The organism is Ruegeria sp. BI12 (assembly GCF_056537985.1).
In genome coordinates this window covers 637563-663377 of sequence record NZ_JBQFSL010000001.1, presented here as the reverse complement: position 1 = coordinate 663377, position 25815 = coordinate 637563, and the positions used below count along the sequence as shown (strand labels likewise).

Below are 25815 nucleotides of genomic sequence, written 5' to 3'. Positions count from 1 at the left end.
AGAGGATAGGACCAATGCAGAAGTGGATAATAACACTGGGTCTGTCAGTCGCCGTTGCCGCGTGTACGCGTGAAGCGGGGTACGAAGTTGACCAAGGCGCCTTTGGCAACGCAACGCTAAACAACGTTCAGGTCATGAACGGTGAGCTGACATACGCCCAAATCCTGGGCCGGCGGTTCGCAGCTGAAGTGCCGACGCAGATCAATTTTGCGTTCAACAGCTCTCAGCTCGATGCTTCGGCGCAGCGCGTCTTGTTGCGGCAAGCGGCATGGATCAAGCAGTTCCCCGAAGCGCGGTTCCGCGTCTACGGACATACTGACGCCGTAGGCTCTACTGCGTATAACCAGTCGCTTGGGCAACGCCGTGCAAACGCAGCCGTTGCATTCCTGACGCGACAGGGGATTTCACGATCCCGCTTGGAAGCTGTTGTTTCCTTTGGGAAAACACGACCTCTGATCGACACTCCAAACCGAGATCGCCGCAACAGGCGCACGGTTACAGAAGTGTCGGGCTTCATGGATCGCAACCCGTTGATACTTGATGGTAAATACGCCGAGATCGTGTACCGGGAATACGTCGACAGCGCCACCAGAGAAAGCTACGTCCAGCGTGACGATGTTGGCGGCAGCGATTCTGAATAATCATAAGAAATGGGCGGCATCGTCGCCCATTTCCCTACAATTGGTTCTTTTGCGCCAAATTCTTGCCTAAGTTCCAAGACATCTTTTCAACAATTAGGTGAAGTGTGGCCCGAATTGGCCGCGACCGGGCAACAGCGAACTGAACCGAAACATACATGTTCGGACAGTAAGCACGCTCTGACGACGAGGATTGTGTGAATGACAAGCGCCAAAACGCATGATGACGGAACTGCCATTCTGGCCTGCACGATCAGCCGTGACGTCCAAAACTTCGATCTTCTGATCGAAGACATGGAGACCATTTTGGGCGAACGTTGGGGCGACCTTGGCTTTGCCGAAGCCTTGGCTTTTTTCAGCCAGCCTGAGGCAGAAAGTCTTGAATTCGTTGCGCTTGCCATTGACGGAGAAGATGAAGACAACCTTTCCCTGATGGGCGAAATCATCTCTCAGGCGAAAGAGAAAAAGATCAAGATCGTTCTGATCGCCGAGGACGTTACACCTGCGTCTTTGCACCAACTGCTTCGCAAGGGCGCCGACGAGTTTGTCCCCTACCCTCTTCCCGAAGGCGAACTGCAGGAAGCCATTGAGCGCATGAACAAACCTGATCCGGTAGCGACCACTGCGGTGGCAGCTCCGGCAGCGCAGGGTGATTCGAAGGAAGGCGCGCTGTTTGTCGTCCATGGTTTGGCGGGCGGCGTAGGGTCGACGACGATGGCAGTCAACCTAGCCTGGGAACTGGCAACCGCGTCCGATAAAGAAGCACCTTCCGTATGCGTCATCGACCTGGATCTGCAATATGGCAGCGTGTCGACCTATCTGGACCTTCCCCGACGGGAAACTGTTTTTGAGATGCTGTCCGATACCTCTTTGATGGACGACGATGTATTCTCGCAGGCGCTTCAAACCTATGAGGAAAAGCTTGAGGTCCTGACTGCGCCATCCGACATGGTTCCGTTGGACCTGATTACGCCTGAGGACATTGAGCGTGTCATCGAGGTGGCTCGCAGACGGTTCGACTACGTCGTTGTCGATATGCCGACGACCCTTGTTCAGTGGTCGGAAACGGTACTTCAGGCTGCGCATGTATATTTTGCAATGATCGAGCTGGATATGCGATCCGCTCAGAACGCATTGCGTTTGAAACGTGCCCTGCAAGCCGAGGAACTGCCATTCAACAAGCTCCGGTTCGCTCTGAACCGAGCACCGAAATTCACTGACCTGAACGGCAAAGGTCGGGTCAAGCGGATGGGCGAAAGTCTGGGCATTTCAATCGATCTGCAATTGCCGGATGGTGGAAAGCCCGTCATGCAAAGCGGCGATCACGGTTTACCGCTGGCAAAGTCTGCCGCCAAGAATCCGTTGCGTCGAGAAATCGCGAAACTTGCAAAATCGCTTCACAGCTTGGGCAGCAGCAACGCTGAGGCCGCGTAACAGTATTTCAGAGGGGTAGCCGTCGTGTTTTCAAGATATAAGAAACAGCCAGGAGCGCAGCCGGTAGAGTCTGCCCCAACGCCCCAAGCTGCGGCGCAAACGCCTGCCCCGGAAAAAAAGGCCACAGCGACCGCCGTCGCCCGTCGCCCACTTCAAAAGAAGGCCGCCGAGCCGGTCGCTTCGGACCGTGACCGCAAGCGCAAAGAGCGGTTGGGTGAAATCAAAATCGAGCTGCACCGGGAACTGCTGGAAAACCTGAACCTTGCGGCACTTGAAAAGGCGGGCGAAGCTGAGCTTCGGGCAGAAATCAGCGCGATCTCTAGCGAGATACTCGAATCCCGCGACATCGTTCTGAACCGCGAAGACCGGTCACAGCTAAACAAAGAACTGTATGACGAAGTCACCGGTTTGGGCCCGCTTGAGACATTGCTGCAAGACGATACTGTCAACGATATCTTGGTAAATGGCCCTCAGCAGATTTTTATCGAGCGGGCTGGCAAGCTTGAAATCAGTGACATTACGTTCAAGGACGAAAAGCACCTGATGCGGATCATCGACAAGATCGTATCCGCTGTGGGTCGTCGGGTCGATGAATCCAACCCTTATGTTGACGCCCGCCTGGCTGACGGGTCGCGCTTCAACGCAATGGTGCCCCCTATTGCCGTTGACGGTTCGCTGGTTTCCATTCGTAAGTTCAAGAAAGACAAGCTCGGCATTGACGATCTGGTCAATTTCGGCGCGTTTACCGAGGAAATGGCCGCCTACCTGCAGGCCGCAGTTTCCACCCGGCTGAACATTATCGTGTCGGGTGGTACGGGTTCCGGTAAAACGACTACGCTAAATGCTTTGTCCAGCTTCATCGACGACGCCGAACGCATCCTGACGATTGAGGATACCGCGGAACTTCAGCTGCAGCAGACCCATGTAGGCCGAATGGAAAGCCGTCCGCCCAACGTGGAAGGCAAAGGTGAGGTCAGCCCGCGCGACTGTCTGAAAAACGCCCTTCGTATGCGCCCTGACCGCATCATCGTGGGCGAGACGCGTGGTGCCGAAGTGATCGACATGCTGCAGGCTATGAACACTGGCCACGATGGCTCGATGACCACGATCCACGCCAACTCGGCCCGAGATGGTATTTCGCGGCTTGAAAACATGATCGCAATGGCCGGGATCGAGATGCCGATCAAGGCGGTCCGGAGCCAGATCTCATCAGCTGTGAACCTGATCGTTCAGGCCAGCCGCTTGCAGGATGGTTCGCGTCGAATGACATCGATTACCGAAATTACCGGTATGGAAGGCGATGTGATCTCGATGCAAGAAATCTTTAAATTTCAACGCGTTGGATTGACACCGGACAACAAGATTATTGGCCATTTCACGGCAACCGGTGTTCGCAGCCACTATTCCGAACGCTTCCGTCTGTGGGGCTTTGATCTGCCTCCATCCATCTACGAACCTACGGCCGTTTAAGGAGACCCGGATATGCAACTGCCCGTTGAGGCTCTAATCTATGTTGTAATCTTCGTCGGAGTTCTTCTCCTGGTCGAGGGCATTTATCTTGTGGCATTTGGCAAGTCCATCAGTCTGAACAGCCGAGTGAACCGGCGTCTGGATATGCTTGAGAAAGGCGTCGGGCGCGAACAGGTTCTGGAACAGCTGCGCAAAGAAATGCAGCAGCATATGAAGTCCCAGAGCATTCCGCTCTATTCGCTGTTGGCCGATAAGGCGCAAAAAGCTGCTATTGCCTTTTCGCCGCGCCAGCTGATCATGATCATGATGCTGGTTTCTGGCTTTGCCTATGTCGGGTTGAGCATCGGCACAGGAACTGAGATCGTTTTACGGATTGCGCTTTCGATCGCGATTGGCGTGGGCGGTGTGTATGCTTGGGTGAGTAGCAAAGCCAAGAAGCGCATGAGCCTAATGGAAGAGCAACTACCAGACGCGGTTGAACTGATGGTTCGTTCGCTTCGTGTCGGCAACCCATTTGTCTCGACTATTCAGATTGTTGCCAATGAGGTGCAGGATCCGCTTGGGACTGAATTTGGCGTCATCGCAGACGAATGCGCCTATGGCCGTGACGTCGGTGAAGCCCTGAAAGACTTGGCCGAACGTCTGGGAATGCAGGATTTGCGCTTTTTGTCTGTAGCGGTTGGTATTCAGCAGCAGGCTGGTGGTAACCTAGCCGAAATTTTGGCTGGTTTGGCCCAGGTGATCAGAGCGCGGTTCCGGCTATTCCGCCGTGTCAATGCGATCACGGCCGAGGCCAAGTGGTCCGGCAAGTTTCTATCTGGTTTCCCCGTGTTCTGCTTGTTGTTCATTCTGGTGAAGTCTCCGAACTACTATGACGAAGTTCTTGACCATCCATGGTTCATTCCGTTGTGTTTCTTTGTCGGCATCATGCTGACCTTGAACCTTATCGTCATGCGCGTTCTTACGAACATCAAAGTCTGAGGGCTCGAGTATGGAATTTCTTTCCCAAATCAATGCAGTCCTAACCGAGAATTTGGGGCCGTTCGGGCCACTTATCGTCGTCGGGGTTTTGGGATTGTTCATGATCCTTGTGGCCCTGCCACTGATGCTGAACCAGCCAGAGGATCCCCTTAAGAAGCTCCAGCGTTCGAATGCGGCGCCCAAAGAAAGCAAGAAGGGCAACAAAGAAAAACTGCGGCAAGCAAGTCGCAACGAGCAACTTCAGAAATTTGCGAACTTCCTGGAACCCCAGAACAAGGAAGAACTGTCCGCGATGGAGCTCAAGCTGCGCCAGGCGGGATATCAGTCCAAAGACTCTGTTCGCTTTTTCCATTTTGCCCAGTTTGCACTTGGTTTGATCGGCGTCGCAATTGGTGTGCTGTTGGTCACAGTTTTTGCCGGTGATCAGGAATTTACCCCGGCGCAGTTGGGTATGCGCGTCTTGATCCCGGCATGTGCGTTCTATTTCCTCCCACGCTATTGGATCACACGGCGCGTTGCAGAACGGCAAGAAGCCATTGTTGCGGGTTTCCCCGACACTCTGGACCTTATGTTGGTCTGCGTCGAAGCGGGTCAGTCTCTGGATCAGGCGATTGTTCGCGTCGCGGCCGAGATGAAGGTCTCTTACCCGGACATCGCATCGGAGTTCGAAGTTGTCGCGCACGAACTGAAAGCCGGTAAGGACAGAGACAACGTCCTCAGAGACTTTGGTACACGTTGCGGCGTTCAGGACGTCAGTTCGTTTGTAACGGTGATGATCCAATCCGCCACCTTCGGTACATCAATCGCCGAAGCCCTGCGGGTTTACGCCAGTGAAATGCGCGACAAGCGCGTAATGCGAGCCGAAGAAGCCGCGAATAAATTGCCAACCAAAATGACACTTGCCACAATGATGCTGACGGTACCGCCGTTGCTGGTCATTCTCGTAGGCCCGTCGGCAAAAGGTATCGCGGACTTTGCAAAAAGTGGATCCGGTGGATAGCGTCCGATGGAATTAAACCTCAGGTGTACCAGTTTCAGGCTGCGCCGCATGTTTCAGGCCACCATGGTTCTCGCCGTGGTGGCCTCTTGCACAGAAACGGGCCTTTCAAACGATCTGGATGCTCCTGGCATTGACCCCAGAGCCGAAGGCGTTGATCCGATGACCGTCGGAAACCGGCTCATGGCGTCGGGCGAATATGAGTTGGCCCTGACGTCCTTTTCCCGCGCCGCTCTGGATCAGGGGATGACAACGCAAATCCTCGCATCAATGGGCACTGCAAATCTGGGTCTCAGGCGCCTGGGTCAGGCAGAGGAACTACTGCGTCGTGCGGTAGCGGATGAATCCGAGTGGCCCGTCGCGTGGAATAACCTGGGCGTTGTGCTGATGGAAAAGGGCGAATACCCCGAGGCGGCACAGATGTTCAGGCGCGCCTTTGCTTTGGATAATGGCGAAAGTGACGCAATCCTCGACAATCTGCGCTTAGCACTCGCAAAAATGGAAAATCCTGTTAATACTAGCCCGGAAAAACAAGAATATACACTGGAGCAGCAAGGCGACGGGCAATTCAAGCTGCGCAAGCTCCCGTAACATTGGCAAGAGCAGTAAGGGACGCAAAAAAATGCGCCAACAATTCTTGATTCCGACGATGGTAATCTGCGGGATGGTCTTGGCCGCCTGTGAAAAAGAAACCGAAGAAGAAAAGGTCGAGCGCACCTATCAGGAGGTGAACGTCATTGACGAAACCAACCTGAACGAAGTGCTCCTGACCGCTGCTGATCCGAACGAGGCTGTAACTTATTTTAAGGGCGCAGCCGCAAAGAACCCTGGCCGGATCGACCTACAGCGGGGCCTCGCGATTTCCCTGACGCGCGCTAAACGCACGACCGAGGCCGCTTCAGCATGGAAAAAAGTGTCGTCCATGAAAGGTGCCAGCAACGTTGACAGGGTCGAGTATGCCGCCGCTTCGGTCCGCGCCGGAGATTGGGCAACAGCCAAATCAACGCTGGACTCCATTCCCCCGACCTATGAGACGTTCCAACGTTACCGCCTGGAGGCTGTCGTTGCGGACTCCAGAAAAGACTGGAAACGCGCGGATCATTTTTATGAAACAGCCGTCGGACTAACCACGCGTCCAGGCGGCGTTATGAACAACTGGGGCTACTCCAAGCTGTCGCGCGGTGATTACGCAGACGCAGAAAGGCTGTTTTCCGAAGCCATCCGTCAGGACAAATCGCTGTTCACAGCCAAAAACAACCTCGTGCTGGCCCGGGCCGCACAGGGCAACTATAGCATGCCGGTTGTTCCTTTGACGCAGGTGGAACGGGCCATGTTGCTGAATACGATGGGTATTTCTGCGGTCAAACAGGGTGACATCACGACGGCGAAGAACCTGTTCCGCGAAGCCATCGCCACGCATCCCCAGCACTATGAGGAAGCTGTCCGCTCACTACGCGCTCTTGAAGAGGCCTGATCTATGAACATCCCCGCGACGGCGGCCGTCTGGTTTTTGCCGTTTGTGCTGCCGATCAGCTTTTATGTGGCGCTCACTGATCTGCGTGAAATGAAAATCAAGAACCACGCGGTGAGCGCCCTGCTTGCAGTGTTCGTTGTAGTCGGCCTGTTTGTGTTGCCGCCGTGGTCCACTGAATGGTCGGCGGTCAGGATAGGTCCGCTGACCATCAATCTGCCGCTCTATGTCTGGCATTTGCTGCATATCGTGCCCGTTTTTTTTGTGGGCATCCTATTCAACGTGATGGGCGCAATGGGGGCCGGAGACGTCAAGTTTATAACCGCAGCCTCGCCCTTTATCTGGCCCGGCGACTATTTTTTGATCCTGCTTGTTCTCGCAACGATGAACGTGGCCGCATGGACCACCCATCGGTTGGCGCGCGCCTCTGCCTTGCAGAATTTCGCGCCTGATTGGGAAAGCTGGAACCGCAAAAGACACATCCCGATGGGTCTTTCTCTGGGTGGCAGCCTTACCGCCTATCTGATCCTGGGCACTGTTTACGGCTCGTAAACTATCATTAACCCGCCTTGTCCCCGCCTTGGTACTGCCACAAAGCGGGTTAAGATTTTCTGCAAGCGGCCCTTGTGGGGCTTTTGGCGTGATTAGTGGATAGACGGGCAACGCTTATGAATATGCAAACGACCTCGGTTATGGCCCCCCCTGCCCCTAAGGGTATGGGCGAAATGAAACTGCCCATCGTGATGATGCGGGACATTCTGCTGAAGACGATTTTCCGAAAGAACGTAGATACAGTCTCAGAAATTGCTGATGCGGTCTGTCTGCCGGGTTCGGTAACGCAGGAACTTGTCGACATAGCCCGTGAACAAAAGCTGATCGAAGCGACCGGCACACTGAACGCCAACAGTGGCAATGAGATGGGCTATCAGCTGACCGATGCCGGCAAAGCCCGTGCATTGGACGCGCTGAGCCAGTCTGAGTACTTTGGCGCCATGCCGGTGCCGCTGGACGTCTACCGTGAACAGGTCAAGCGTCAGTCGATCCGTAATATTCAGGTGACCCGCGACCAGCTGACCGGTGCAATGGGCCATCTGGTTCTGCCCGACAGCCTGCTGGATCACCTTGGCCCCGCGGTCAGTGCTGGCCGATCCATTCTGATGTATGGCCCTCCGGGTAACGGTAAATCCTCGATCTCGAACGGTATTCGCGATGCACTGGGGGACAACGTCTATGTGCCCCGTGCGATCGAATATGCCGGTCAGGTCATCACGGTCTATGACCCGATCGTGCACACCGCGATCGAACAGGAGGCCGACGACCCCAACAGCCTGCGCCGTCGCAAGCGTTTTGACACACGCTATGTGCAGTGCGAACGTCCGACCGTTGTGACGGGTGGTGAACTTTCGCTCTCCATGCTGGATCTGGTCTATAACCCGACCGCGCGGACCTATCAGGCGCCGCTGCAGTTGAAATCGACCGGCGGCATCTTCATCGTGGACGACCTTGGCCGTCAGCAAGAACCGCCACAGGCGCTGATCAACCGCTGGATTGTTCCGCTGGAAGAAAACAAGGACATTCTTGGCCTGCAATCAGGCGAAAAGTTCGAAGTACCTTTTGACACTTTGGTCATCTTCTCAACCAACTTCCACCCGAACGAGATCTTCGACCAAGCGGCCCTGCGCCGGATCTTCTTCAAGATTAAGATCGGTGGCCCCGTGCAGGAAGACTTCCTGAAAATCTTTGCGATGGTCGCCCGCAAGCGCGGCATGCCATTGGACGAGGCCGCTCTGGTGCATTTGTTGAAGGTCAAATACCCGACCATCAACAACGTCTATGCCAACTATCAGCCGATCTTCCTGATCGACCAGATGATTTCGATCTGCGAATTTGAAGGCATCCCCTATCAGATGAGCCCCGACCTGATCGACAGAGCCTGGGCAAACATGTTCGTTAAAGACGAGACAATCGTAAAATAACGCCGTGCCATTTCCGGGACAGGCCGGGTAGTCTGCATTCATGACGCAGATTCCCGCCCGGATCACGGATTGGTTTGACGCCAAAGGTTGGTCCATCCACCCACATCAGCAAGAGATGTTTGACCGGGCATTGGATCCGGCCACCTTGCTGATTGCGCCAACCGGCGGCGGCAAAACAATGGCCGGTTTCCTACCGACGTTGGCCGAACTGGCGGAAAACGATCGCCCCGGCCTGCACACTCTCTATGTTTCGCCGCTCAAGGCTTTGGCCGCCGATATCCGCCGAAACCTGCGCGCGCCAGCGGATGAAATCGGCCTGCCCATTCGCATTGAAGACCGAACTGGTGATACCTCGGCCACGCAAAAGAAACGGCAGCGCGTGGATCCTCCGCACATCCTGCTGACCACGCCTGAAAGCCTGGCTTTGCTTACCTCGTACGAGGACGCGCCAAGGATGTTCGCAGGGGTACAGCGCGTGATCGTGGACGAGATTCACGCCCTGGCCGAAAGCAAGCGTGGCGATCAGTTGATGCTGGCCCTGGCCCGTTTGCAAAGTTTATGTCCTGGACTTCGCCGGGTCGGTCTTTCAGCCACAGTTGAAGACCCGAAAGCCATCGCACAGTTTCTGGCCCGCAACCCTGATCCGTGTCAGATCATTCAGGCAGACCCGGGCCCCGATCCTGACATTCGAATGCTTAAGACACAGGAAATGCCACCCTGGTCCGGCGGCGGCGCGGCCTATTCGATCCCTGCGGTGCTTGAGCAGATCAAACGGCACAGAACCACGCTTATCTTTCACAACACCCGCGCCCAAGCCGAGATTTTCTTTCACAATATTTGGCTTGCCAATGACGAAGGACTGCCAATTGGAATCCACCACGGCAGCTTAGACCGGCAACAGCGTGAACGGGTCGAAGCCGCGATAGGTCGCGGTGACTTGCGCGCAATTGTCTGTACGGGCAGTCTGGATTTGGGCATCGACTGGGGGGATGTGGATCTGGTGATCCAGATTGGTGCGCCTAAGAACGTCAAGCGCCTGGTACAGCGGATTGGTCGTGCCAACCATCGCTACAACGCACCGTCCAAAGCCCTTTTGGTGCCGGCGAACCGATTTGAAGTGGTCGAATGTGTCGCCGCGCTTGAGGCCGCAAAGGCCCATGATCTGGACGGCGAACAGCGTGGGCCGGGTCCGAGAGACGTACTGTGCCAGCACGTGCTTATCGCCGCCGCGGCTGGACCATTCGATGCAGACGCCCTTTTCGCCGAGATGACAACTGCCGGGCCATTTACCGATCTCAGCCGTGCGGAATTCGACGCTTGCCTGGACTTCTGCGCAACAGGTGGCTACGCGCTGCGCGCCTACGATCGCTGGAAGCGGCTTTTGCGACGGCCAGATGGGAAATGGCAGTTAAGGGATCCCCGTGCAGCACAGCGTATTCGCATGAACCTGGGCACAATACAGGACACAGACACGCTGAAGGTCCGCCTGAAGCGCAATCGCGGGGGTAAGCCTTTAGGCGAGGTAGAGGAGGCGTTCGCAGCCTCTCTGACCCCCGGAGACACGTTCCTGATCGGCGGGCAGATCGTGCGCTATGAAGGCCTGCGCGAAATGGTGGTCGAGGTTACCCGCCGGGCGGACAAGAAACCCAAGATAGCCACGTTCTCGGGCACCAAATTCGCGACCTCAACCCAACTCAGCGACCGCATTCTGCGCATGTTCACGCAACCCGATTGGCCGCAACTGCCGGCCCATACTGCCGATTGGTTGGCGCTGCAGCGAGATATGTCCCGACTGCCGCAACGCGACCGTTTGTTGATCGAGAGCTTTCCAAATGATGGCCGCGAACATCTATGCGTTTACGGATTTGCCGGACGCAATGCACAACAGACCTTGGGCCTTTTGCTGACCAAACGAATGGAAGAAACCGGTCTGGCCCCGCTGGGTTTCGTTGCCACCGACTACGCGACGCTGATTTGGGGTCTGGATGCCGTAACCGACCCGCGCCCATTGTTTCAATTGGACGCGCTGCGGGACGGGCTTGGGACGTGGTTGGCGGGCAACGCAGTCATGAAACGTACCTTTCGCGCGTCGGCGACCATAGCCGGCCTGATCGAACGTAATACAGGCGGGCAACGCACAAGCGGTCGTCAGGCCACGTTTTCATCGGATATCCTTTATGACACGCTGCTGAAATACGATCCTGACCACTTACTGATGCAGATCACCCGCGAGGAAGCAATGCGCGGCCTGGTCGACTTTGGGCGAATTGAGGCGATGATCGAACGCATTGGCGGCCGGATCGATCTGGTGCGGCTTGACCGGGTATCTCCGCTTGCCGCTCCGTTGTTTTTAGAGGTTGGCAAAGTACCGGTTAAAGGTGCAGCCGAAGAACGATTGCTGGCCGAAGAAAGTGCCCGGCTGCTGCAAGCGGCTGGCTTGAATGCTACGTAAATCCGCTTGCACCACAGTTCAATAAAGGCAAAGAACGTACCATGAACGAATTGGCGTTTTCCTTTTCTGATCAAGACCTGCGTGCGCTGGGATCTGGTGCGTTGTGGTGGCCAAACCGAAAGCTGCTATGCGTCAGCGACCTGCATCTTGGAAAATCCGAACGTATGGCGCGGCGTGGCGGCCCCGCCCTGCCCCCTTACGACAGTCAGGACACTCTGACCCGACTGGCCGCCGATATCGACAGAACTGGCGCGCAAACTGTCGTTTGCCTAGGCGATAGCTTTGACGATCTGGACGTGTTGTCCGCCTTGGGTACCGCTGAAAAGCTCTCGCTGGCGGCGCTTCAGGCAGGGCGACAATGGATATGGATCGAAGGAAACCATGACCCCGGCCCAATTGATCTGGGCGGGACACATCTGGCTGAATATACCGCTGGCCCGCTGGTTTTCCGGCATATCGCCCAGCTTGGGGGGCACGGCGAAATCTCGGGGCACTATCATCCCAAAACCCGCCTCAAGGCTCGCGGCCGAACAATCACACGCCCTGCGTTTTTACTGAACGACGTGCGGCTTATTCTACCGGCCTATGGCACTTATACTGGTGGATTGCGAAGCTCTGAGAAGGTTCTGTGCGACTTAATGGGTGATGAGGCGATGGCCATTTTGACCGGCCCTCATCCGCAAATCATTCCAATGCCACGCTGAGATCAAATAAGCCCGTCATCCTCGAGCATGGGTCGGTATTTCCGGCTAACAGGAATGAGATCACCGTTCACCAGTTTCAAATAGGTTCTGTCGGCCACCTTTTCGGCCCCCATAATAGCGTCATCTGTCACCCAATGAGACCGATGCGCACAATGCCCGCGCGAGGGCTCCATTTCCGCAACCGCGTCCGAGAGCCGCAACCGGATTGTAAACGTGCCTTCCGAGGTCACCACATCCACATAGTGATTGCGTGAGGTCAGGCGGTAAATCTGTCCCTGAAAAGATGCTGGCAAACGCCGCACAAGTCGCGGCGTCGGGGGTGAAGGCGGTTGGTTTTTGGGTTCTGCCCGACTGGTCAGAATCAGACCTGCGGTAAACAAGGCGCTGTACCCTATGACATGCGGGACACCGGGGGGGCTGTGGCCCCCAAAAGAAAACAGAACCCAAGCCAGCACCCAAAGTGACGGTATAAACAACAACATGACAAACAGGGCAATTGCCAGTTCACGTACCGGTAGGCTCAGGTCAGTACTTGTTTCGCGGATCAGTTTTCGAGCCAGCCAGGTGGACGCCACAGCGATGCCCATTACCCCAAACCAAAACAAAAAGCTTAGAATAAAAGGAAAATCAGGTATCTGGAACGGCGGAAAGGCATAAGCTAGCAAAGGAACAAAGAACGCTCCGGCCACCACACGTTGTGGGCTGCACAGGCTGAAGAGGGGTCTTAGCTTTGAAGTCATGCCAAACTGAAAACCACTTTCGGGGACCCAGCCAATAACCCCGGAAAGCTAACAATCACACATTCTAAGCGGCTGGGAAATTTCGGCTATCACGCCCCATTCCGACATTCAAACCAAAAAGAGGGGGAAATTCAGCATGTTGGCGTCACAGCTTTGTTAACAACCAAGCCAATAATGCAGGTGAGTTGGGGCACGTATCCGCGCCCCAACAATTTGTGTCAGGCCGTCAGCCCTTCGGGTTCAGGCAGGCTGTTGGCGCGACAGCAGGCTGTCAGTGTGTTGGCCAGCAAGCAAGCGATGGTCATTGGGCCAACGCCACCCGGTACCGGAGTAATAGCGCCAGCGCGCTCAGCGGCGCTGGCGTAGTCGACGTCACCGACCAGCTTGTTCTTACCGTCCCGTTCAATTCGGTTGATACCCACGTCGATGACGGTGGCCCCTTCCTTGATCCAGTCGCCTGGCACCATCTCAGGGCGGCCAACGGCTGCAACAACGATATCTGCGCGGCGGACCACGTCGGGCAAGTCCTTGGTGCGGCTATGCGCGATGGTCACGGTGCAGCTATCGCCCAGCAGCAGTTGCGCCATCGGTTTGCCCACGATATTCGAGCGCCCGATCACCACTGCATCCATACCGGACAGCGAGCCATGGTGGTCACGCAGCATCATCAGGCAGCCCAGCGGGGTGCAGGGTACCATCGACTTCTGACCGGTACCCAGCAGACCCACGTTCGAAATGTGGAACCCATCGACATCCTTCGCCGGATCGATCGAGTTGATCACCAGATCCTCGTTCAGATGCTTTGGCAGCGGCAATTGTACCAGAATACCGTGCACCGCCGGGTCATTGTTCAGCTTAGCGATCAGCGCCAGCAGGTCCTCTTCCGAGGTATCGACATCAAGCTTGTGCTCGTAAGAGTTCATGCCGACTTCGACGGTCATCTTACCTTTCGAGCGGACATAAACCTGGCTGGCCGGGTCTTCGCCCACCAGTACCACGGCCAGGCCGGGGGTAATGCCGTTTTCTTCTTTCAGCTTTGCAACCTGATCGGCAACTTGCGCACGGACTTTGGCCGCAAAAGCCTTGCCGTCGATAACCTGGGCTACCATCCTTTGATCCCTTCTTTCAAAAAACGGATCGGGCGCATGAAGCGCCCGGTCATTCAGTCTGGGCCGAGAACACGTTCCTCACGTGCAATCGACCAGTCGATCAATATGCGCCACAGTTTGTCAGCCAAATCCGGATCCATTCCCAACTCGGCCGAGCTTGCGCGCACGCGTTGCACCACGTCTTCAACACGGTCCGGGATGCGGGCAGGCAGGCCCTCACCCGGCTTCAGCTCGGAAGCGCGGTCGATATAACTTGCGCGCTTCACCAACATTTCGATCAGTTGGCGGTCCAGCTTGTCGATCTGAACCCGCAGGTCCTGCATAGTGGCGCAGTCTTGCGGGGGTGTCAGAGTGGGCATCGCAATCTCCTCATGGCCCGGGGATTCCCCGGACCACGAGATGTCCTATTCGGCGGCTTAGAACAAGCCCTCGATCTCACCTGCGTCGTTAAGACAGATGGTTTCCGCAGCCGGTTTGCGAGGCAGGCCGGGCATGGTCATGATCTCACCGCAGACAACCACGATGAAGCCGGCACCTGCGGACAGGCGAACTTCGCGTACCGGAACCGAGTGGCCGGTGGGCGCGCCGCGCAGGGTCGGGTCGGTCGAGAACGAGTACTGAGTTTTCGCCATGCAGACCGGCAGGTTGCCGTAGCCCGCTTCTTCCCACTCACGCAGTTGGTTGCGTATCTTGTTGTCGGCCAGCACCTCGTCAGCGCGGTAGATACGCTTGGCAATGGTTTCGATCTTTTCGAACAGCGGCATGTCGTCGGGGTAGATCGGCGAGAAGTTGGCGCTGCCACCTTCGACGATTTCGACAACTTTTTCTGCCAGCGGCGCGGAACCTTCCGAACCCAATTCCCAGTGACGCGACAGAACCGCTTCAACACCGTGCTCACCGCAATACTCGCTGACCGCCTGTACTTCGGCGTCGGTGTCAGTGACAAAGTGGTTGATGGCGACAACAACCGGCACGCCGAACGATTTCACGTTTTCGATGTGGCGGCCCAGGTTCGCACAGCCCGACTGAACTGCATCAACGTTTTCGGCACCCAGATCGGCCTTGGCAACACCGCCGTTCATCTTCATCGCGCGTACGGTGGCAACCAGAACCACTGCCGACGGAGCGATGCCCGCCTTGCGGCACTTGATGTTCATGAATTTCTCAGCGCCTAGGTCAGCACCAAAGCCCGCTTCGGTCACGACATAGTCCGCCACTTTCAGCGCGGTCTTGGTGGCGATGACCGAGTTACAGCCGTGTGCGATGTTGGCAAACGGGCCACCGTGGACAAAGGCCGGGTTGTTTTCCAGCGTCTGCACCAGGTTCGGCTGCATCGCGTCTTTCAGCAGCACGGTCATCGCGCCTTCGGCCTTGATGTCGCGGCAGTAAACCGGGGTTTTGTCGCGGCGATAGGCCACGATGATGTCGCCCAGACGCTTTTCCAGGTCCTTCAGGTCGTTGGCCAGACACAGGATCGCCATAACCTCAGACGCCACGGTGATGTCAAAACCAGCTTCACGCGGGAAACCGTTGGAAACACCACCCAGCGAAGCAGTGATCTGACGCAGGGCGCGGTCGTTCATGTCGACCACACGACGCCATGCGACGCGGCGGGTGTCGATTTCCTGCTCGTTGCCCCAGTAGATGTGGTTGTCGATCATGGCCGACAGCAGCGAGTGCGCCGAAGTGATCGCGTGGAAGTCACCTGTGAAATGCAGGTTCATCTCTTCCATCGGAACAACCTGCGCGTAACCGCCACCTGCAGCGCCGCCCTTCATGCCGAAGTTCGGGCCAAGCGAAGCTTCGCGGATACAGATCATCGCGTTCTTGCCGATGCGGTTCAAGCCATCGCCCAGACCAACGGTCGTGGTGGTCTTGCCTTCACCCGCAGGGGTCGGGTTGATCGCGGTGACCAGCACCAGTTTGCCATCCTCACGATCCTGAACCGAGTTGATGAAGTCTTGGCTGACTTTCGCTTTGTCATGCCCGTAGGGCAACAGATCAGCGGATTCGATGCCGATCTTTGCGCCGATTTCCTGAATCGGCTTCTTGTTCGCTTCGCGCGCGATTTCGATGTCGGATTTATAGCTCATTGGGTAAGACCCCTGGTTGAATTCCCTGCAAACCGACGCAATTGGGTCGGTGCTGATCAATCCATACCGTTGTGTACAATCCCAATGGATAGAAATTCCGACATATTCGTGCCGTGAAACGGCGTAGCGTCACTTCAACGGTTTCAAATCAAAAATGCTTGACTTTTATGGCGCCCAGGCGCGCTGGTCCGGCACAAACAGCGTCATCCGATCCCCCAGCCGCAATTGCCCGGGCCGTTCCACCCACGCGGTCACGCCCCTTCGACCCTGTGCCGCTGGCTTGAAGGACGGACCGTATCCGGGCTGATCAGCCTCGATCTCGCGTCCGGGAATGATGCAGGGGCGGTTTTCCATGTCCACGGTGATTGTGACACCGTCGCGGACATGCAGGCGCGAGGACGGGGGAAGATGTGTAAAGTCCGGGATACCGCGCAGCAGGATGCTGACACCTAAAAACGATGGGTCCAAAAACTCCAAACCCATCTCTTGGGCTATTGCGTCCATTTCTTCGGCGGACAACACCGACAATTGACGGACATTGCGGATTTCGGTGCCTTGCGGATACAGGTTCTTGACCCGGACACAGGATGGACGGTTCAGCCCCTCATGCCGTTCGCCTTTGTCGCCTGAGAAATCCAGATCCAAAGCATCGACCGCTTTGGATCGAATCGAGTCACCCGCGGGCACATGGCCCAGCCAAACAACTTCACCCGTGAATTCTGTTTCGCGCAAAACCGGCATTTGAAATCCTCTTCGACTGCGGACTGTCAAAATCGCACTAAAGGTCAGACTGGTCCAAATGAAAAGCGCAAAAGAAAAGACCCGGGACTGTGCCCGGGTCTGATTTCTTTACGCCGAAGGTTCCGGCTCCATCCCGCCTTCGGGCGGGGTCTTTTTGACCTTGGTCTTGGGAATGGCCGTGACACTGGGTGCGCTGCCTTCATCCGGCTTGTCACCTTCGTCATCACCTTCGCTGGGCGACTCGCCATTCATGACACGCTTGATCTCATCCCCGGTCAGGGTTTCGTATTCAAGCAGCCCTTGCGCCAGGCGTTCCCATTCCTCGTTCTTGTCGGTCAGGATCTTGTGTGCACGCTCATACCCTTGCTGGATCAGGCGCTTCACCTCTTCTTCGATCAGCTCTTTAGTATGCGCTGAAACCGAGAAACCAGCAGTGTTACCCTGATAGCCTTCGTGTGCCTCGGCATAGTCGATGTTACCGACCTTGTCCGACATACCCCAGCGCATCACCATGGCGCGCGCCAGTTGGCTGGCCTGCATGATGTCACCGGCCGGACCGTTCGAAACGTGATCTTCGCCGTACTTGATTACTTCGGCAGCCTTGCCAGCCATGGTCATCGCCAGCTTCTGTTCACACTCATCGCGGTGATAGTTCAGGCGATCCATTTCAGGCAGCGACACAACCATACCCAGCGCTCCACCGCGCGGAATAATAGTCGCTTTGTAAACCGGATCGCACAGCGGCAGTTCAAGACCGACAACAGCGTGACCGGCCTCATGATAGGCTGTCTTTTCCTTCTGGTCCTGGGTCAGCACCATGCTGCGGCGCTCGGCCCCCATCATCACCTTGTCTTTGGCGTTCTCGAAATCTTCCATGGTGACAAAGCGACGGCCCACACGCGCGGCCATCAGCGCAGCCTCATTCACGAGGTTCGCCAGATCAGCACCCGAGAAACCCGGTGTACCCCGCGCGATGATGCGCAGATCGACGTCAGGGCCCAGGGGTGTCTTGCGCGCGTGCACGCCCAAAATCTTCTCACGGCCTTTGATGTCTGGGTTGCCAACGGTCACGTTCCGGTCGAACCGGCCCGGACGCAGCAGGGCTGGGTCCAGAACATCCTTACGGTTGGTAGCCGCCAGAATGATCACACCTTCATTGGCTTCGAACCCGTCCATCTCGACAAGCAACTGGTTGAGGGTCTGTTCGCGCTCGTCGTTACCGCCGCCGTAGCCAGCGCCACGATGGCGACCCACGGCATCAATTTCGTCGATGAAGACGATACACGGCGCGTTCTTTTTGGCCTGCTCGAACATGTCGCGCACGCGGGAAGCACCGACGCCGACAAACATTTCGACAAAGTCAGAGCCCGAAATAGTGAAAAACGGAACACCAGCTTCACCCGCAATCGCACGGGCCAGCAACGTTTTACCGGTACCCGGAGGACCGACCAGAAGCGCGCCTTTCGGAATCTTGCCACCCAGACGGCTGAACTTCTGCGGGTTGCGCAAGAATTCAACGATCTCTTCCAGCTCTTCTTTGGCCTCGTCGATGCCCGCCACGTCGTCAAACGTCACACGGCCATGCTTTTCGGTCAGCATCTTGGCCTTGGACTTGCCAAAGCCCATTGCACCGCCTTTTCCGCCGCCTTGCATCCGGTTCATGAAATAGACCCAAACACCAATCAGCAGCAGGAATGGCAGCAGCGTGATCAGGAACGACTGAAAGCCAGATTGTTGCTGTTTCTCCGCGCGAACAGGAATGCTCTCGTCAATCAGCAGTTTGGTGACCTCGGCATCGCCGGGTTTGATGGTGACATAGCTGGCACCGCTTTGCGTGGTATAGCGAATCTGTTCGCCATCCAGGGTCACGTTCTTAACTTCGCCTGCTTCAACAGCAGTTACGAAATCCGAATAAGTTCTTTCATTGCTCTGAAGCGTTCCGCCTGGTCCGCTGAACAAATTGAACAGTGCAAGGATCAGCAGAAACAGAACGACCCAGAAGGCGATATTGCGAGCGTTGCCCAAGGAAAATCTCCCAAAAGATTTCGGCAGATGGGGATCTGCCGGGTTGCTCTATAAAATAGAGATGATTCAAGCAGGTTCAATGCGATAAAAAAGAAGAGTGAAACTCGGGCGTTCCAACGGCCAATTCAGCGGACCATCCGTTCGCGAACCCGGCATTTGGCGCTGAAATCAGTTCATCCGCTCGCCAAACGGCTGGTGACGCCAACAATACCTTTCGCGGCTTGCCCAGGCTCCGCCAATCCGGAACCCTTGGCAAGCCTTCCTCGCCCAATGGGCGAATTTGCGCGTCGGCAACCGAATCTCCTGACAGAATCCAACGCCTGTCCCACAGTTCGCCAGGACGCACGGTTTCACCTTGTACTGCGTTTAGCTCTCTGCAAATCCACATCTTATTGGCCTGTGGGACCAACAAACAACCGCCGATCGAGGTACCACAGCCGTCTTCAACGGCCTTTACCGCCTGATCCACCGAAGTTTGGCGTGGCGGATACCCCTGCCCGGCTATCCAGGCAATGCAGCCGATCAAAAGCCGGCGCTGGATTTCCCTTGGCAAGGCTTGAAAGGCCGCACGATCCAAACACACGTCTCCGGTTTCCACCTTGGCAATTTTTCGGGCGGATTCCTGCGTAAAATACTCTAAGGCATCGCGCGCTTGTGCAAGATTTTCGGCGACCCGGGTCAAAGACTTCGCTGTGATTCCCAATTCCGCGAGATCAATCAAGGCTTGCCGCGCCTTAATCCGGTCAAACCTCATGTCCTGATTCGAGGGGTCTTCGATCCAATCCACCCTTTCGCCCGAAAGGTAGTCACGCAGCGTCTGTCGTGTGACGCCCAACACTGGCCGCAACAGCGTCACACCATTCATGTTTCGCTTATTCGACATGCCGGACAGGCCCGTGATCCCAGCAGCGCGCGCCAGGCGCATTAGGAAGGTTTCGGCCTGATCATCCGCGGTGTGACCTAACGCAATCGCACTGATCGCATTGCTGTTGGCCCATTCGGCCAACAGCCTATAGCGGGCCTGACGCGCCTGATCCTGAAGGTTCCCGTCACCGGTCCAACCTTTCCAATTCAGGGTTTGATGCGCGATGCCCAGACCTGCGGCAAGGGTGCTTACCTTCCGCGCTTCGTCTTCGGATTCGGGACGCAATCCGTGGTCAACTGTCGCCGCAAACAGCTCAACCTGCGCGCCTTGCACAATTTCGTTCAGCAGCAATAGCAAGGCGACTGAATCGCCCCCGCCGGACACAGCCACACCAAGGCGAGGTGGAAGGGTTTTGGGCAAGCGCGCCCGAATCTCGGCGCGCAGTCTTTCAACGTTTTCGGTCAAGAACAGCCCAGGCTTGCCATTTCCTGCGTGGCATTCGTGGCCGATACCGAAGATGGGAAACGCACGCCTACTTCACCAAGGGTGATACAAGCCTGATCGGTCTGCCCTAAGCGCCCGAGCGCCGAGCCCAGCTCGAACAACGCCTCGGGTGCGAATGCACCTTCTGAATCACCGGTAAAACTGGCCAAGAAGGCCCGTGCAGCCTCGCGCGTATCACCGACCCCAACAAGCGCCCGTCCGCGCTTCAGGTTGGCCTCGGGTGCCAGTGGACTTCCGGGATATGACGTCTCGAACGCGGCGAACTGATCCGCTGCGGCCTGATAGTTGCCTTCTGCCAGAGCTTGCGATGCGGTATCAAAATCAGCGCGCTCGCCTACTGCAAGTTCACCCTGTTCCACCGAATTCGGTGTCGTCGGGGTAGTAGGTGTTGTCGGTGCCGCAGCTGTGATTTCGGTTTCGCCGCCCAAGGTCGACGTCTCGCCAAGCGTACTGAGATCACCGCCTTCCAGCTCAACCAACCGGAATTCCAGATCGCCGATCCGGTTGGTGCCATCGGTGACAATGTTCTGCACACGCTGGTTCAACTGTTCGGTCTGACGGGTCAGGCGCTGCAATTCAGCCTCGATGGCGTCAACGCGTTCCAGAACGGAGCTGCCGGCCAGGTTCGGCGCTGGCGAGCCTGTGGTCGAAAACTCGCGCTTGAGGCGCTGAATTTCGACGTGCAGTACCGTCAGTTCCTGACGGATATCCGCCAGGGTTTGCTGATCCTGTGCATTTGCCACGCCGGCGGTCGCCATGACCGCCGCCAGAACCCATCCTGCAATTCGCATCATCTTACCCCAAAGTTGAACCGGTCAGAACCGTCACCGCTCGGCGGTTTTTGGAATAGCATTCCTCGGTGCTGCAAATTTCGATCGGGCGTTCCTTGCCGTAACTGACGGTGGTCAAACGGTTGCCCGCAACGCCACGTGAAATAAGGTATTCACGCGCCGCGTTTGCACGTCGCGCGCCCAGAGCGAGGTTATACTCGCGGGTGCCCTGTTCGTCCGCATGCCCTTCGATCGTGGCGACGAAATCCGTGTTGGCAAGCAGCCAGTCTGCCTGCCCCTGCAAAATCGTCTGTGCTTGCGCGGTCAGGGTCGATTGATCGACCTCAAACAACACGCGGTCCCCTACGGTTTGTTGGAAATAGGCTGGAGAGCGGGGATCACTGGGCGAACCCGGCAGGATCGAACCATTACCCCCTGCGCCACCGCCCAGTGCCGAAGGATCGTTGTTGGTGCAGGCGGCCATTATGCCCAGTGCGCCCAATGCTATGACTTTGCCCAATACATTCATTTCAGGTGCCTCGTCGTATTATTTCTTTATTGCTGTCTCTGTTATCACAGTGCAGGAAATTTGTGAACTTTTCCAACCCCCTGCCACGATCACTTCTGCAGTGGTCCCCAGGATGGGTCGCTACCGCCATCAGGTGTCTGCACTGGCCGCAGGTTACGGCCCGAAATATCCACCGAATACAGTGTCGCCCGACCACTTGCACCCTGCGATTCCCGGGTAAACATAATGACGCGGCCATTCGGCGACCATGTCGGTCCCTCGTCCAGGAAGGACGAAGTCAGCAGGCGTTCCTCACTGCCATCTAAGCGCATGACCCCGATGTGGAAACGGCCTTTATTCTGTTTGGTAAACGCGACCAGATCACCACGCGGCGACCAGACCGGTGTTCCATACCTGCCCTGGCCAAAGCTAATGCGCGTCGCCTCGCCGCCGTTTGAAGGCATGACGTAGAGTTGCGGCGTGCCAGAGCGATCGCTTTCAAACACGATTTGCGAACCGTCCGGGGAATAGCTGGGCGCGGTCTCAATGGCAGGTGTGTTCGTCAGGCGCACACTTTGCCCCGAGGCCAGATCCATTTTCCAAAGGTCCGTGTTGCCGCCCTGAATCAGCGAATACACAATCGAACGTCCATCGGGCGAAAAGCGCGGCGAGAAGCTCATTGTGCCCTCCTGCGTCTTCAGTTCGGTGCGTTTGACGCGGTCGACATCCAGAACGTAGATCCTTGGCTGGCCGGTTTCATAACTGGTGTACAGCAGCCGATCACCTGTGGGTGAAAACCGTGGTGCCAGAACAATAGCCGCACTGTCAGTGAGGTACTGAACATTCGCACCGTCGTAATCCATGATGGCCAGACGCTTTTGCCGCTGGTTCTTGGGTCCGCTTTCCGAGACGAATGCTACGCGGCTGTCGAAATAGCCGCTTTCACCGGTCACACGGCTATAGACCTGATCGGCCACCTTATGTGCCATGCGCCGCCATCCGTCTGTTGTGCCGGAAAACTGCAGACCGTTGCCCAGTTCCTGACCCGAAAACACATCCCAAACCCGGAAACGCACCGTCAGACGCTTGCCTGAAACGTTAACGGCCCCGGTCACCAGTGCCTCGGCATTGATTGCCTTCCAATCTGCGAACTGCACCGGTGCCTCGAAACTGCTGACCCGACTGATGAATGCATCCGACGAGATTTCGCGAAACAGCCCGGTTCCGGTCAGGTCGGCCGCAACAACACGCGAGATGTCGTTGGCAAATTGCGCGGCGGCCGGGCCGTCGGGGACGAAATTCGGCACCGCAAAAGGCAAGGGTTCGATAATCCCCTGATCCAGCTCAAGACGTAGTGGTCCGCTTTGGGCGTATACCGGCGCTGCCAGAATTGTCAGGCCAAGCAACAGGCTGGTCAGAAATCTCATCATTTGATCCGCATCCTCTCGGGATTGAATGTAATCTCAATATTCCGCCATTGATCGTATTTGTCAGTAGGCAGAGCGTATCCTTTGGCCCCGCAGCGCAAAATCGCTCGTCGGGCGGCGTCAAACGCTTGTCTTGCAGACGCGTCAGTACCGCCGGAACTGTCAAGCATTTCCAGCGTACCGCCAATCACCTTGCCATCCGGTGTCAGCGAGAACCCGACGACCACAACCGTCTGCAGCGCGTCCGTGGACAAAGAACCAACATTCCAGCACTTCGACACCGCCAGGCGCATGGCATCCTTCTCACCTGCGGTCAGCGGTGGGCCAGTCGGTTCGCTGCCCTGCGCCAATGCTTCGGCCAGTGCATCGTTGATAGCGGTTTCATCAGTGGGCGCAGGCTCCGGTTCGGTCGGCTCTTCGGTCTCGGCCACCACAGGTTCTGCCGGCGGCGTCGGTCGGTTCGGTCGCACCAGCGGGCGCGGAGAAGTACGCGGCGCGTATTCCTCGGCTTCTTCCGCCTCAGTCACGATTTCATCCGTGGCCTCCTCGGGTGCGGTCTGATCCTGCTGTTCTTGCTGAACCTCTGCTCCTTCGTCCAGCGATACGGCCGGGGACTCGATATCATCCGGTGTGGCCTCAGGCGGTGGCGGCGCAACGGGTTCCGGCGCGACCTTATCCGCAGGCCGAGGCTGCGCATCGGGCCCTGGCGGCGTGGGCAGGACGACGGCCTCGGGTTCCGGGGCCTCTAGTGCGGGGGGCTGTTCAATCTCGACCGGTTCGGGTGGGGGTGCCAGCGGTTCTGGTTCCAACTCCGGTTCTGGTTCGTTGGGCTCGGACACTTCAGGCGTCGGCGGTTCCTCTTCCACCGTTTCAGGGGTAGGAATTTCTTCCTCAGGCGCATCAGGCTGTTGCAGAGCGGTTGGTGTCGGCACCTCGGGCGCCTCACTCTGTGCTGTCATAGCGGCAAACTGCTCAGCTGAGATCACAGAGATATCCTGCACGGGCATAGGCAATGGTTCGGACCGAAAGGTACCGCCAAACAGAGCCCATGAAATCAAACTGACATGGGCAATTGCCGAGATCTTGGTGCCGGTATCCACCGCGCGGCCTCACTCTCCACCTTCGTCCAGCGCGGGGCCACCGGTGTCGGTCACCAGCCCCACATTGGAAAACCCGCCTGCATTCAGCGCACCCATGACCTGCATCACTTGCGCGTATGGAATTGCACCATCGGCCCGAAGGAAAACCCGGTCACTGCTACGCTCTGCCGCAATGGCGCGCAGTTTGCCAATCAACTCTTCGCGCGCAACATCCGTGGTTTGAATTTGCACACGCCCTTCTGCAGTCATCGTGACAGTCAGCGGCTCTTCGTTGTCGCCCGGCAAGGCGCTTGCCGCGGTTTTGGGCAGGTCCACCGGCACGCCAACAGTCAACAGCGGTGCCGCCACCATAAAGATAATCAGCAACACCAGCATAACGTCTACAAATGGCGTCACGTTGATCTCAGCCATCGGCTGGGCACGCCCGCGACGACGCCCGCGTCTGCGCCCGTTTCCACCCGAAGATTGCTGAACCGCGGCGCCCATCTTAACTGTCCAACTGACGCGACAGGATGGTGGCAAATTCGTCGGCAAAAGCCTCGTAACCACCCACGATCCGATCACTGTCTGAGCTGAGCTTGTTATAGAAAATCACCGCCGGAATCGCAGCCAGCAAACCCAGGCCAGTGGCCAGCAGCGCCTCGGCAATACCTGGGGCCACAACGGCCAGGTTGGTGTTCTGTTGCTCTGCAATCTCGATAAAGGCGTTCATGATGCCCCAAACTGTCCCGAAAAGGCCAATGAATGGTGCAGTCGAGCCGACAGTCGCCAGAATGGGCAAGCCTTTTTGCAGCGTTTCGGCCTCTTTCGCGATCGCCACATCCATCGAGCGGTCAATCCGTGCGGTGGCCCCTGCGATCAATCCACCGTCTGTTCGATGTGACCTGCGCCATTCGATCATGCCCGCGGCGAAAATCTTCTCGGAACTGCCGTCGGGCTGCGGTCCGATATGTTCGAACAACTCATCCAGCGGGTTGCCGGACCAGAAGGATTCATCAAACACCTGCGCTTCGCGACGGGCGGCACGGTAATTGATCAATTTCTGAATGATAATCGCCCACGACCAGATGGATGCACCGATAAGCATCAACATCACAAGTTTGACGATAAATGTCGCGCGGGCATACAGCCCCCACATGGAGAAATCGATCTCCTGCGCCAGCGCCAGCGTTTCAGCTTCCATGAACCTGCTCTTTGTTTTTGCCTGACGGCCGTTTATTTGGCCTTGTTTTGCCAAACGCTATCCCAGTTGGTTACGAAAAGCCAACATAACCACCCCGGACCGACAAATTGTTACATCAATGCGCGAATCTCTGCCGGAAGGCGGACCGGCTTGCCTTGAGCGTTCATACAAACCGCAGTTACTGAGGCCCGGAAAATCTCGGTATCGCCCCTTTTGACCAACTGTCCCATCGTCAACCGCACTCCAGAGAGCGACGAAAGCCAGGTTTCAACAATCAACTCATCATCAAACTTCGCGGGGGCTAGGTAATCCGCTTCGATCCGGCGCACGACCCAGACGATCCCGCCATCGCGCATTGCGTTTTGATCATTGCCCAACCGGCGCACATAGTCGGACCGCGCGCGTTCGATGAATTTCAGATAATTCGCGTGATAGACGACCCCGCCCATATCGGTGTCTTCATAGTAGACCCGGATCGGAAAGATATGCGTGTGGGGCGCATCAGCTTCATTGGCCATGATATCAGGTCCGGTCTCTAAAAAACGTTGCGCGCGGGGCAAAGCCTGCTTTGAAACAGATGCATGGTTGCCACGGCTCCTGCAATCCCCTTGTAAGCAAAATTCCTAC

At 56.8% G+C, this 25815-nt stretch carries 25 protein-coding genes; 11 read left to right on the top strand and 14 right to left on the bottom strand.

The window, feature by feature from the left end:
* The first annotated feature begins 14 nt into the window (after positions 1-14).
* From ACR0AK_RS03475 to pdeM, 11 genes are all read left to right on the top strand, one after another.
* The gene (locus ACR0AK_RS03475) at positions 15-641 is read left to right on the top strand and encodes an OmpA family protein (protein ID WP_170561027.1); all 627 of its coding nucleotides are present in this window, start codon (positions 15-17) and stop codon (positions 639-641) included.
* Positions 642-839: 198 nt separating this feature from the next.
* Positions 840-2072, top strand: a complete 1233-nt coding sequence (locus ACR0AK_RS03470) for a CpaE/TadZ family protein (RefSeq protein WP_170561028.1) — start codon at positions 840-842, stop codon at positions 2070-2072.
* Positions 2073-2096: 24 nt separating this feature from the next.
* Positions 2097-3542, top strand: a complete 1446-nt coding sequence (locus ACR0AK_RS03465) for a TadA family conjugal transfer-associated ATPase (protein WP_170561029.1) — start codon at positions 2097-2099, stop codon at positions 3540-3542.
* Positions 3543-3554: 12 nt separating this feature from the next.
* Complete coding sequence (locus ACR0AK_RS03460; RefSeq protein ID WP_170561030.1) at positions 3555-4523, top strand: type II secretion system F family protein; 969 nt, start codon at positions 3555-3557, stop codon at positions 4521-4523.
* A 10-nt stretch (positions 4524-4533) separates the two neighbouring features.
* Positions 4534-5523 carry a type II secretion system F family protein gene (locus ACR0AK_RS03455; RefSeq protein WP_170561031.1) on the top strand — a complete coding sequence of 330 codons (990 nt, stop codon included), beginning with the start codon at positions 4534-4536 and terminating at the stop codon, positions 5521-5523.
* Between the two features lie 48 nt (positions 5524-5571).
* A complete protein-coding gene (locus ACR0AK_RS03450; protein ID WP_254453023.1) occupies positions 5572-6111 on the top strand; it encodes a tetratricopeptide repeat protein in 540 nt (179 codons plus the stop codon).
* 31 nt (positions 6112-6142) lie between these two features.
* Positions 6143-6994 carry a tetratricopeptide repeat protein gene (locus ACR0AK_RS03445; RefSeq protein WP_480792377.1) on the top strand — a complete coding sequence of 284 codons (852 nt, stop codon included), beginning with the start codon at positions 6143-6145 and terminating at the stop codon, positions 6992-6994.
* A 3-nt stretch (positions 6995-6997) separates the two neighbouring features.
* On the top strand, positions 6998-7543 hold the full coding sequence (locus ACR0AK_RS03440) for a prepilin peptidase (protein WP_480792376.1): 546 nt from the start codon (positions 6998-7000) through the stop codon (positions 7541-7543).
* Between the two features lie 116 nt (positions 7544-7659).
* Entirely contained in the window at positions 7660-8967 is a 1308-nt protein-coding gene (locus ACR0AK_RS03435; RefSeq protein WP_170416722.1) for an ATPase, read from the top strand.
* A 40-nt stretch (positions 8968-9007) separates the two neighbouring features.
* Complete coding sequence (locus ACR0AK_RS03430) at positions 9008-11419, top strand: ligase-associated DNA damage response DEXH box helicase (protein ID WP_480792375.1); 2412 nt, start codon at positions 9008-9010, stop codon at positions 11417-11419.
* Between the two features lie 41 nt (positions 11420-11460).
* Entirely contained in the window at positions 11461-12123 is a 663-nt protein-coding gene (pdeM, locus tag ACR0AK_RS03425) for a ligase-associated DNA damage response endonuclease PdeM (RefSeq protein WP_170561035.1), read from the top strand.
* A gap of 2 nt (positions 12124-12125) precedes the next feature.
* On the opposite strand, the gene ACR0AK_RS03420 is transcribed toward pdeM, so the two are convergent.
* The 14 genes from ACR0AK_RS03420 to ybgC all read right to left on the bottom strand — a co-directional run bounded on the left by ACR0AK_RS03420 (position 12126) and on the right by ybgC (position 25706).
* Positions 12126-12863, bottom strand: a complete 738-nt coding sequence (locus tag ACR0AK_RS03420) for a LytTR family DNA-binding domain-containing protein (protein WP_480792374.1) — start codon at positions 12861-12863, stop codon at positions 12126-12128.
* A gap of 218 nt (positions 12864-13081) precedes the next feature.
* Positions 13082-13972, bottom strand: coding sequence for a bifunctional methylenetetrahydrofolate dehydrogenase/methenyltetrahydrofolate cyclohydrolase FolD (gene folD / locus ACR0AK_RS03415; protein ID WP_170561037.1), 891 nt, complete (start codon positions 13970-13972; stop codon positions 13082-13084).
* A gap of 53 nt (positions 13973-14025) precedes the next feature.
* Positions 14026-14331 (bottom strand): chorismate mutase, encoded by a 306-nt coding sequence (locus ACR0AK_RS03410; protein ID WP_170561038.1) that lies wholly within the window; start codon positions 14329-14331, stop codon positions 14026-14028.
* A gap of 57 nt (positions 14332-14388) precedes the next feature.
* A complete protein-coding gene (locus tag ACR0AK_RS03405; protein ID WP_480792373.1) occupies positions 14389-16065 on the bottom strand; it encodes a formate--tetrahydrofolate ligase in 1677 nt (558 codons plus the stop codon).
* Between the two features lie 165 nt (positions 16066-16230).
* Complete coding sequence (locus ACR0AK_RS03400; RefSeq protein WP_480792372.1) at positions 16231-16806, bottom strand: MOSC domain-containing protein; 576 nt, start codon at positions 16804-16806, stop codon at positions 16231-16233.
* Positions 16807-16914: 108 nt separating this feature from the next.
* On the bottom strand, positions 16915-18831 hold the full coding sequence (gene ftsH, locus ACR0AK_RS03395; RefSeq protein ID WP_480792371.1) for an ATP-dependent zinc metalloprotease FtsH: 1917 nt from the start codon (positions 18829-18831) through the stop codon (positions 16915-16917).
* Positions 18832-18907: 76 nt separating this feature from the next.
* The gene (gene tilS / locus ACR0AK_RS03390; RefSeq protein WP_480792370.1) at positions 18908-20161 is read right to left on the bottom strand and encodes a tRNA lysidine(34) synthetase TilS; all 1254 of its coding nucleotides are present in this window, start codon (positions 20159-20161) and stop codon (positions 18908-18910) included.
* Positions 20158-20991 (bottom strand): tol-pal system protein YbgF, encoded by an 834-nt coding sequence (gene ybgF, locus ACR0AK_RS03385; protein ID WP_480792369.1) that lies wholly within the window; start codon positions 20989-20991, stop codon positions 20158-20160. Before ybgF ends, tilS begins: the two co-directional genes overlap by 4 nt.
* A gap of 4 nt (positions 20992-20995) precedes the next feature.
* Positions 20996-21499, bottom strand: coding sequence for a peptidoglycan-associated lipoprotein Pal (pal, locus tag ACR0AK_RS03380; protein WP_109312610.1), 504 nt, complete (start codon positions 21497-21499; stop codon positions 20996-20998).
* A gap of 89 nt (positions 21500-21588) precedes the next feature.
* Positions 21589-22908 carry a Tol-Pal system beta propeller repeat protein TolB gene (gene tolB / locus ACR0AK_RS03375; protein WP_480792368.1) on the bottom strand — a complete coding sequence of 440 codons (1320 nt, stop codon included), beginning with the start codon at positions 22906-22908 and terminating at the stop codon, positions 21589-21591.
* Complete coding sequence (locus ACR0AK_RS03370) at positions 22905-24005, bottom strand: energy transducer TonB family protein (protein ID WP_170561045.1); 1101 nt, start codon at positions 24003-24005, stop codon at positions 22905-22907. Before ACR0AK_RS03370 ends, tolB begins: the two co-directional genes overlap by 4 nt.
* Before the next feature lie 9 nt (positions 24006-24014).
* Positions 24015-24491, bottom strand: a complete 477-nt coding sequence (gene tolR, locus ACR0AK_RS03365) for a protein TolR (RefSeq protein ID WP_170561046.1) — start codon at positions 24489-24491, stop codon at positions 24015-24017.
* 1 nt (position 24492) lies between these two features.
* Positions 24493-25188: a protein TolQ gene (tolQ, locus tag ACR0AK_RS03360; RefSeq protein ID WP_170561047.1), complete on the bottom strand. Its 696-nt coding sequence runs from the start codon at positions 25186-25188 to the stop codon at positions 24493-24495.
* A gap of 110 nt (positions 25189-25298) precedes the next feature.
* Positions 25299-25706, bottom strand: coding sequence for a tol-pal system-associated acyl-CoA thioesterase (ybgC, locus tag ACR0AK_RS03355; protein WP_170561048.1), 408 nt, complete (start codon positions 25704-25706; stop codon positions 25299-25301).
* Positions 25707-25815: the final 109 nt, after the last annotated feature.

What these genes read in the sequence shown, in the direction of transcription:
- ACR0AK_RS03475 (WP_170561027.1), top strand. Translation starts at nt 15, where the DNA reads ATGCAGAAGTGGATAATAACACTGGGTCTGTCAGTCGCCGTTGCCGCG.
- ACR0AK_RS03470 (WP_170561028.1), top strand. Translation starts at nt 840, where the DNA reads ATGACAAGCGCCAAAACGCATGATGACGGAACTGCCATTCTGGCCTGC.
- ACR0AK_RS03460 (WP_170561030.1), top strand. Translation starts at nt 3,555, where the DNA reads ATGCAACTGCCCGTTGAGGCTCTAATCTATGTTGTAATCTTCGTCGGA.
- ACR0AK_RS03455 (WP_170561031.1), top strand. Translation starts at nt 4,534, where the DNA reads ATGGAATTTCTTTCCCAAATCAATGCAGTCCTAACCGAGAATTTGGGG.
- ACR0AK_RS03450 (WP_254453023.1), top strand. Translation starts at nt 5,572, where the DNA reads ATGTTTCAGGCCACCATGGTTCTCGCCGTGGTGGCCTCTTGCACAGAA.
- ACR0AK_RS03445 (WP_480792377.1), top strand. Translation starts at nt 6,143, where the DNA reads ATGCGCCAACAATTCTTGATTCCGACGATGGTAATCTGCGGGATGGTC.
- ACR0AK_RS03440 (WP_480792376.1), top strand. Translation starts at nt 6,998, where the DNA reads ATGAACATCCCCGCGACGGCGGCCGTCTGGTTTTTGCCGTTTGTGCTG.
- ACR0AK_RS03435 (WP_170416722.1), top strand. Translation starts at nt 7,660, where the DNA reads ATGAATATGCAAACGACCTCGGTTATGGCCCCCCCTGCCCCTAAGGGT.
- ACR0AK_RS03430 (WP_480792375.1), top strand. Translation starts at nt 9,008, where the DNA reads ATGACGCAGATTCCCGCCCGGATCACGGATTGGTTTGACGCCAAAGGT.
- pdeM (WP_170561035.1), top strand. Translation starts at nt 11,461, where the DNA reads ATGAACGAATTGGCGTTTTCCTTTTCTGATCAAGACCTGCGTGCGCTG.
- ACR0AK_RS03420 (WP_480792374.1), bottom strand. Translation starts at nt 12,863, where the DNA reads ATGACTTCAAAGCTAAGACCCCTCTTCAGCCTGTGCAGCCCACAACGT.
- folD (WP_170561037.1), bottom strand. Translation starts at nt 13,972, where the DNA reads ATGGTAGCCCAGGTTATCGACGGCAAGGCTTTTGCGGCCAAAGTCCGT.
- ACR0AK_RS03410 (WP_170561038.1), bottom strand. Translation starts at nt 14,331, where the DNA reads ATGCCCACTCTGACACCCCCGCAAGACTGCGCCACTATGCAGGACCTG.
- ACR0AK_RS03405 (WP_480792373.1), bottom strand. Translation starts at nt 16,065, where the DNA reads ATGAGCTATAAATCCGACATCGAAATCGCGCGCGAAGCGAACAAGAAG.
- ACR0AK_RS03400 (WP_480792372.1), bottom strand. Translation starts at nt 16,806, where the DNA reads ATGCCGGTTTTGCGCGAAACAGAATTCACGGGTGAAGTTGTTTGGCTG.
- ybgF (WP_480792369.1), bottom strand. Translation starts at nt 20,991, where the DNA reads ATGCGAATTGCAGGATGGGTTCTGGCGGCGGTCATGGCGACCGCCGGC.
- pal (WP_109312610.1), bottom strand. Translation starts at nt 21,499, where the DNA reads ATGAATGTATTGGGCAAAGTCATAGCATTGGGCGCACTGGGCATAATG.
- tolB (WP_480792368.1), bottom strand. Translation starts at nt 22,908, where the DNA reads ATGATGAGATTTCTGACCAGCCTGTTGCTTGGCCTGACAATTCTGGCA.
- tolR (WP_170561046.1), bottom strand. Translation starts at nt 24,491, where the DNA reads ATGGGCGCCGCGGTTCAGCAATCTTCGGGTGGAAACGGGCGCAGACGC.
- tolQ (WP_170561047.1), bottom strand. Translation starts at nt 25,188, where the DNA reads ATGGAAGCTGAAACGCTGGCGCTGGCGCAGGAGATCGATTTCTCCATG.
- ybgC (WP_170561048.1), bottom strand. Translation starts at nt 25,706, where the DNA reads ATGGCCAATGAAGCTGATGCGCCCCACACGCATATCTTTCCGATCCGG.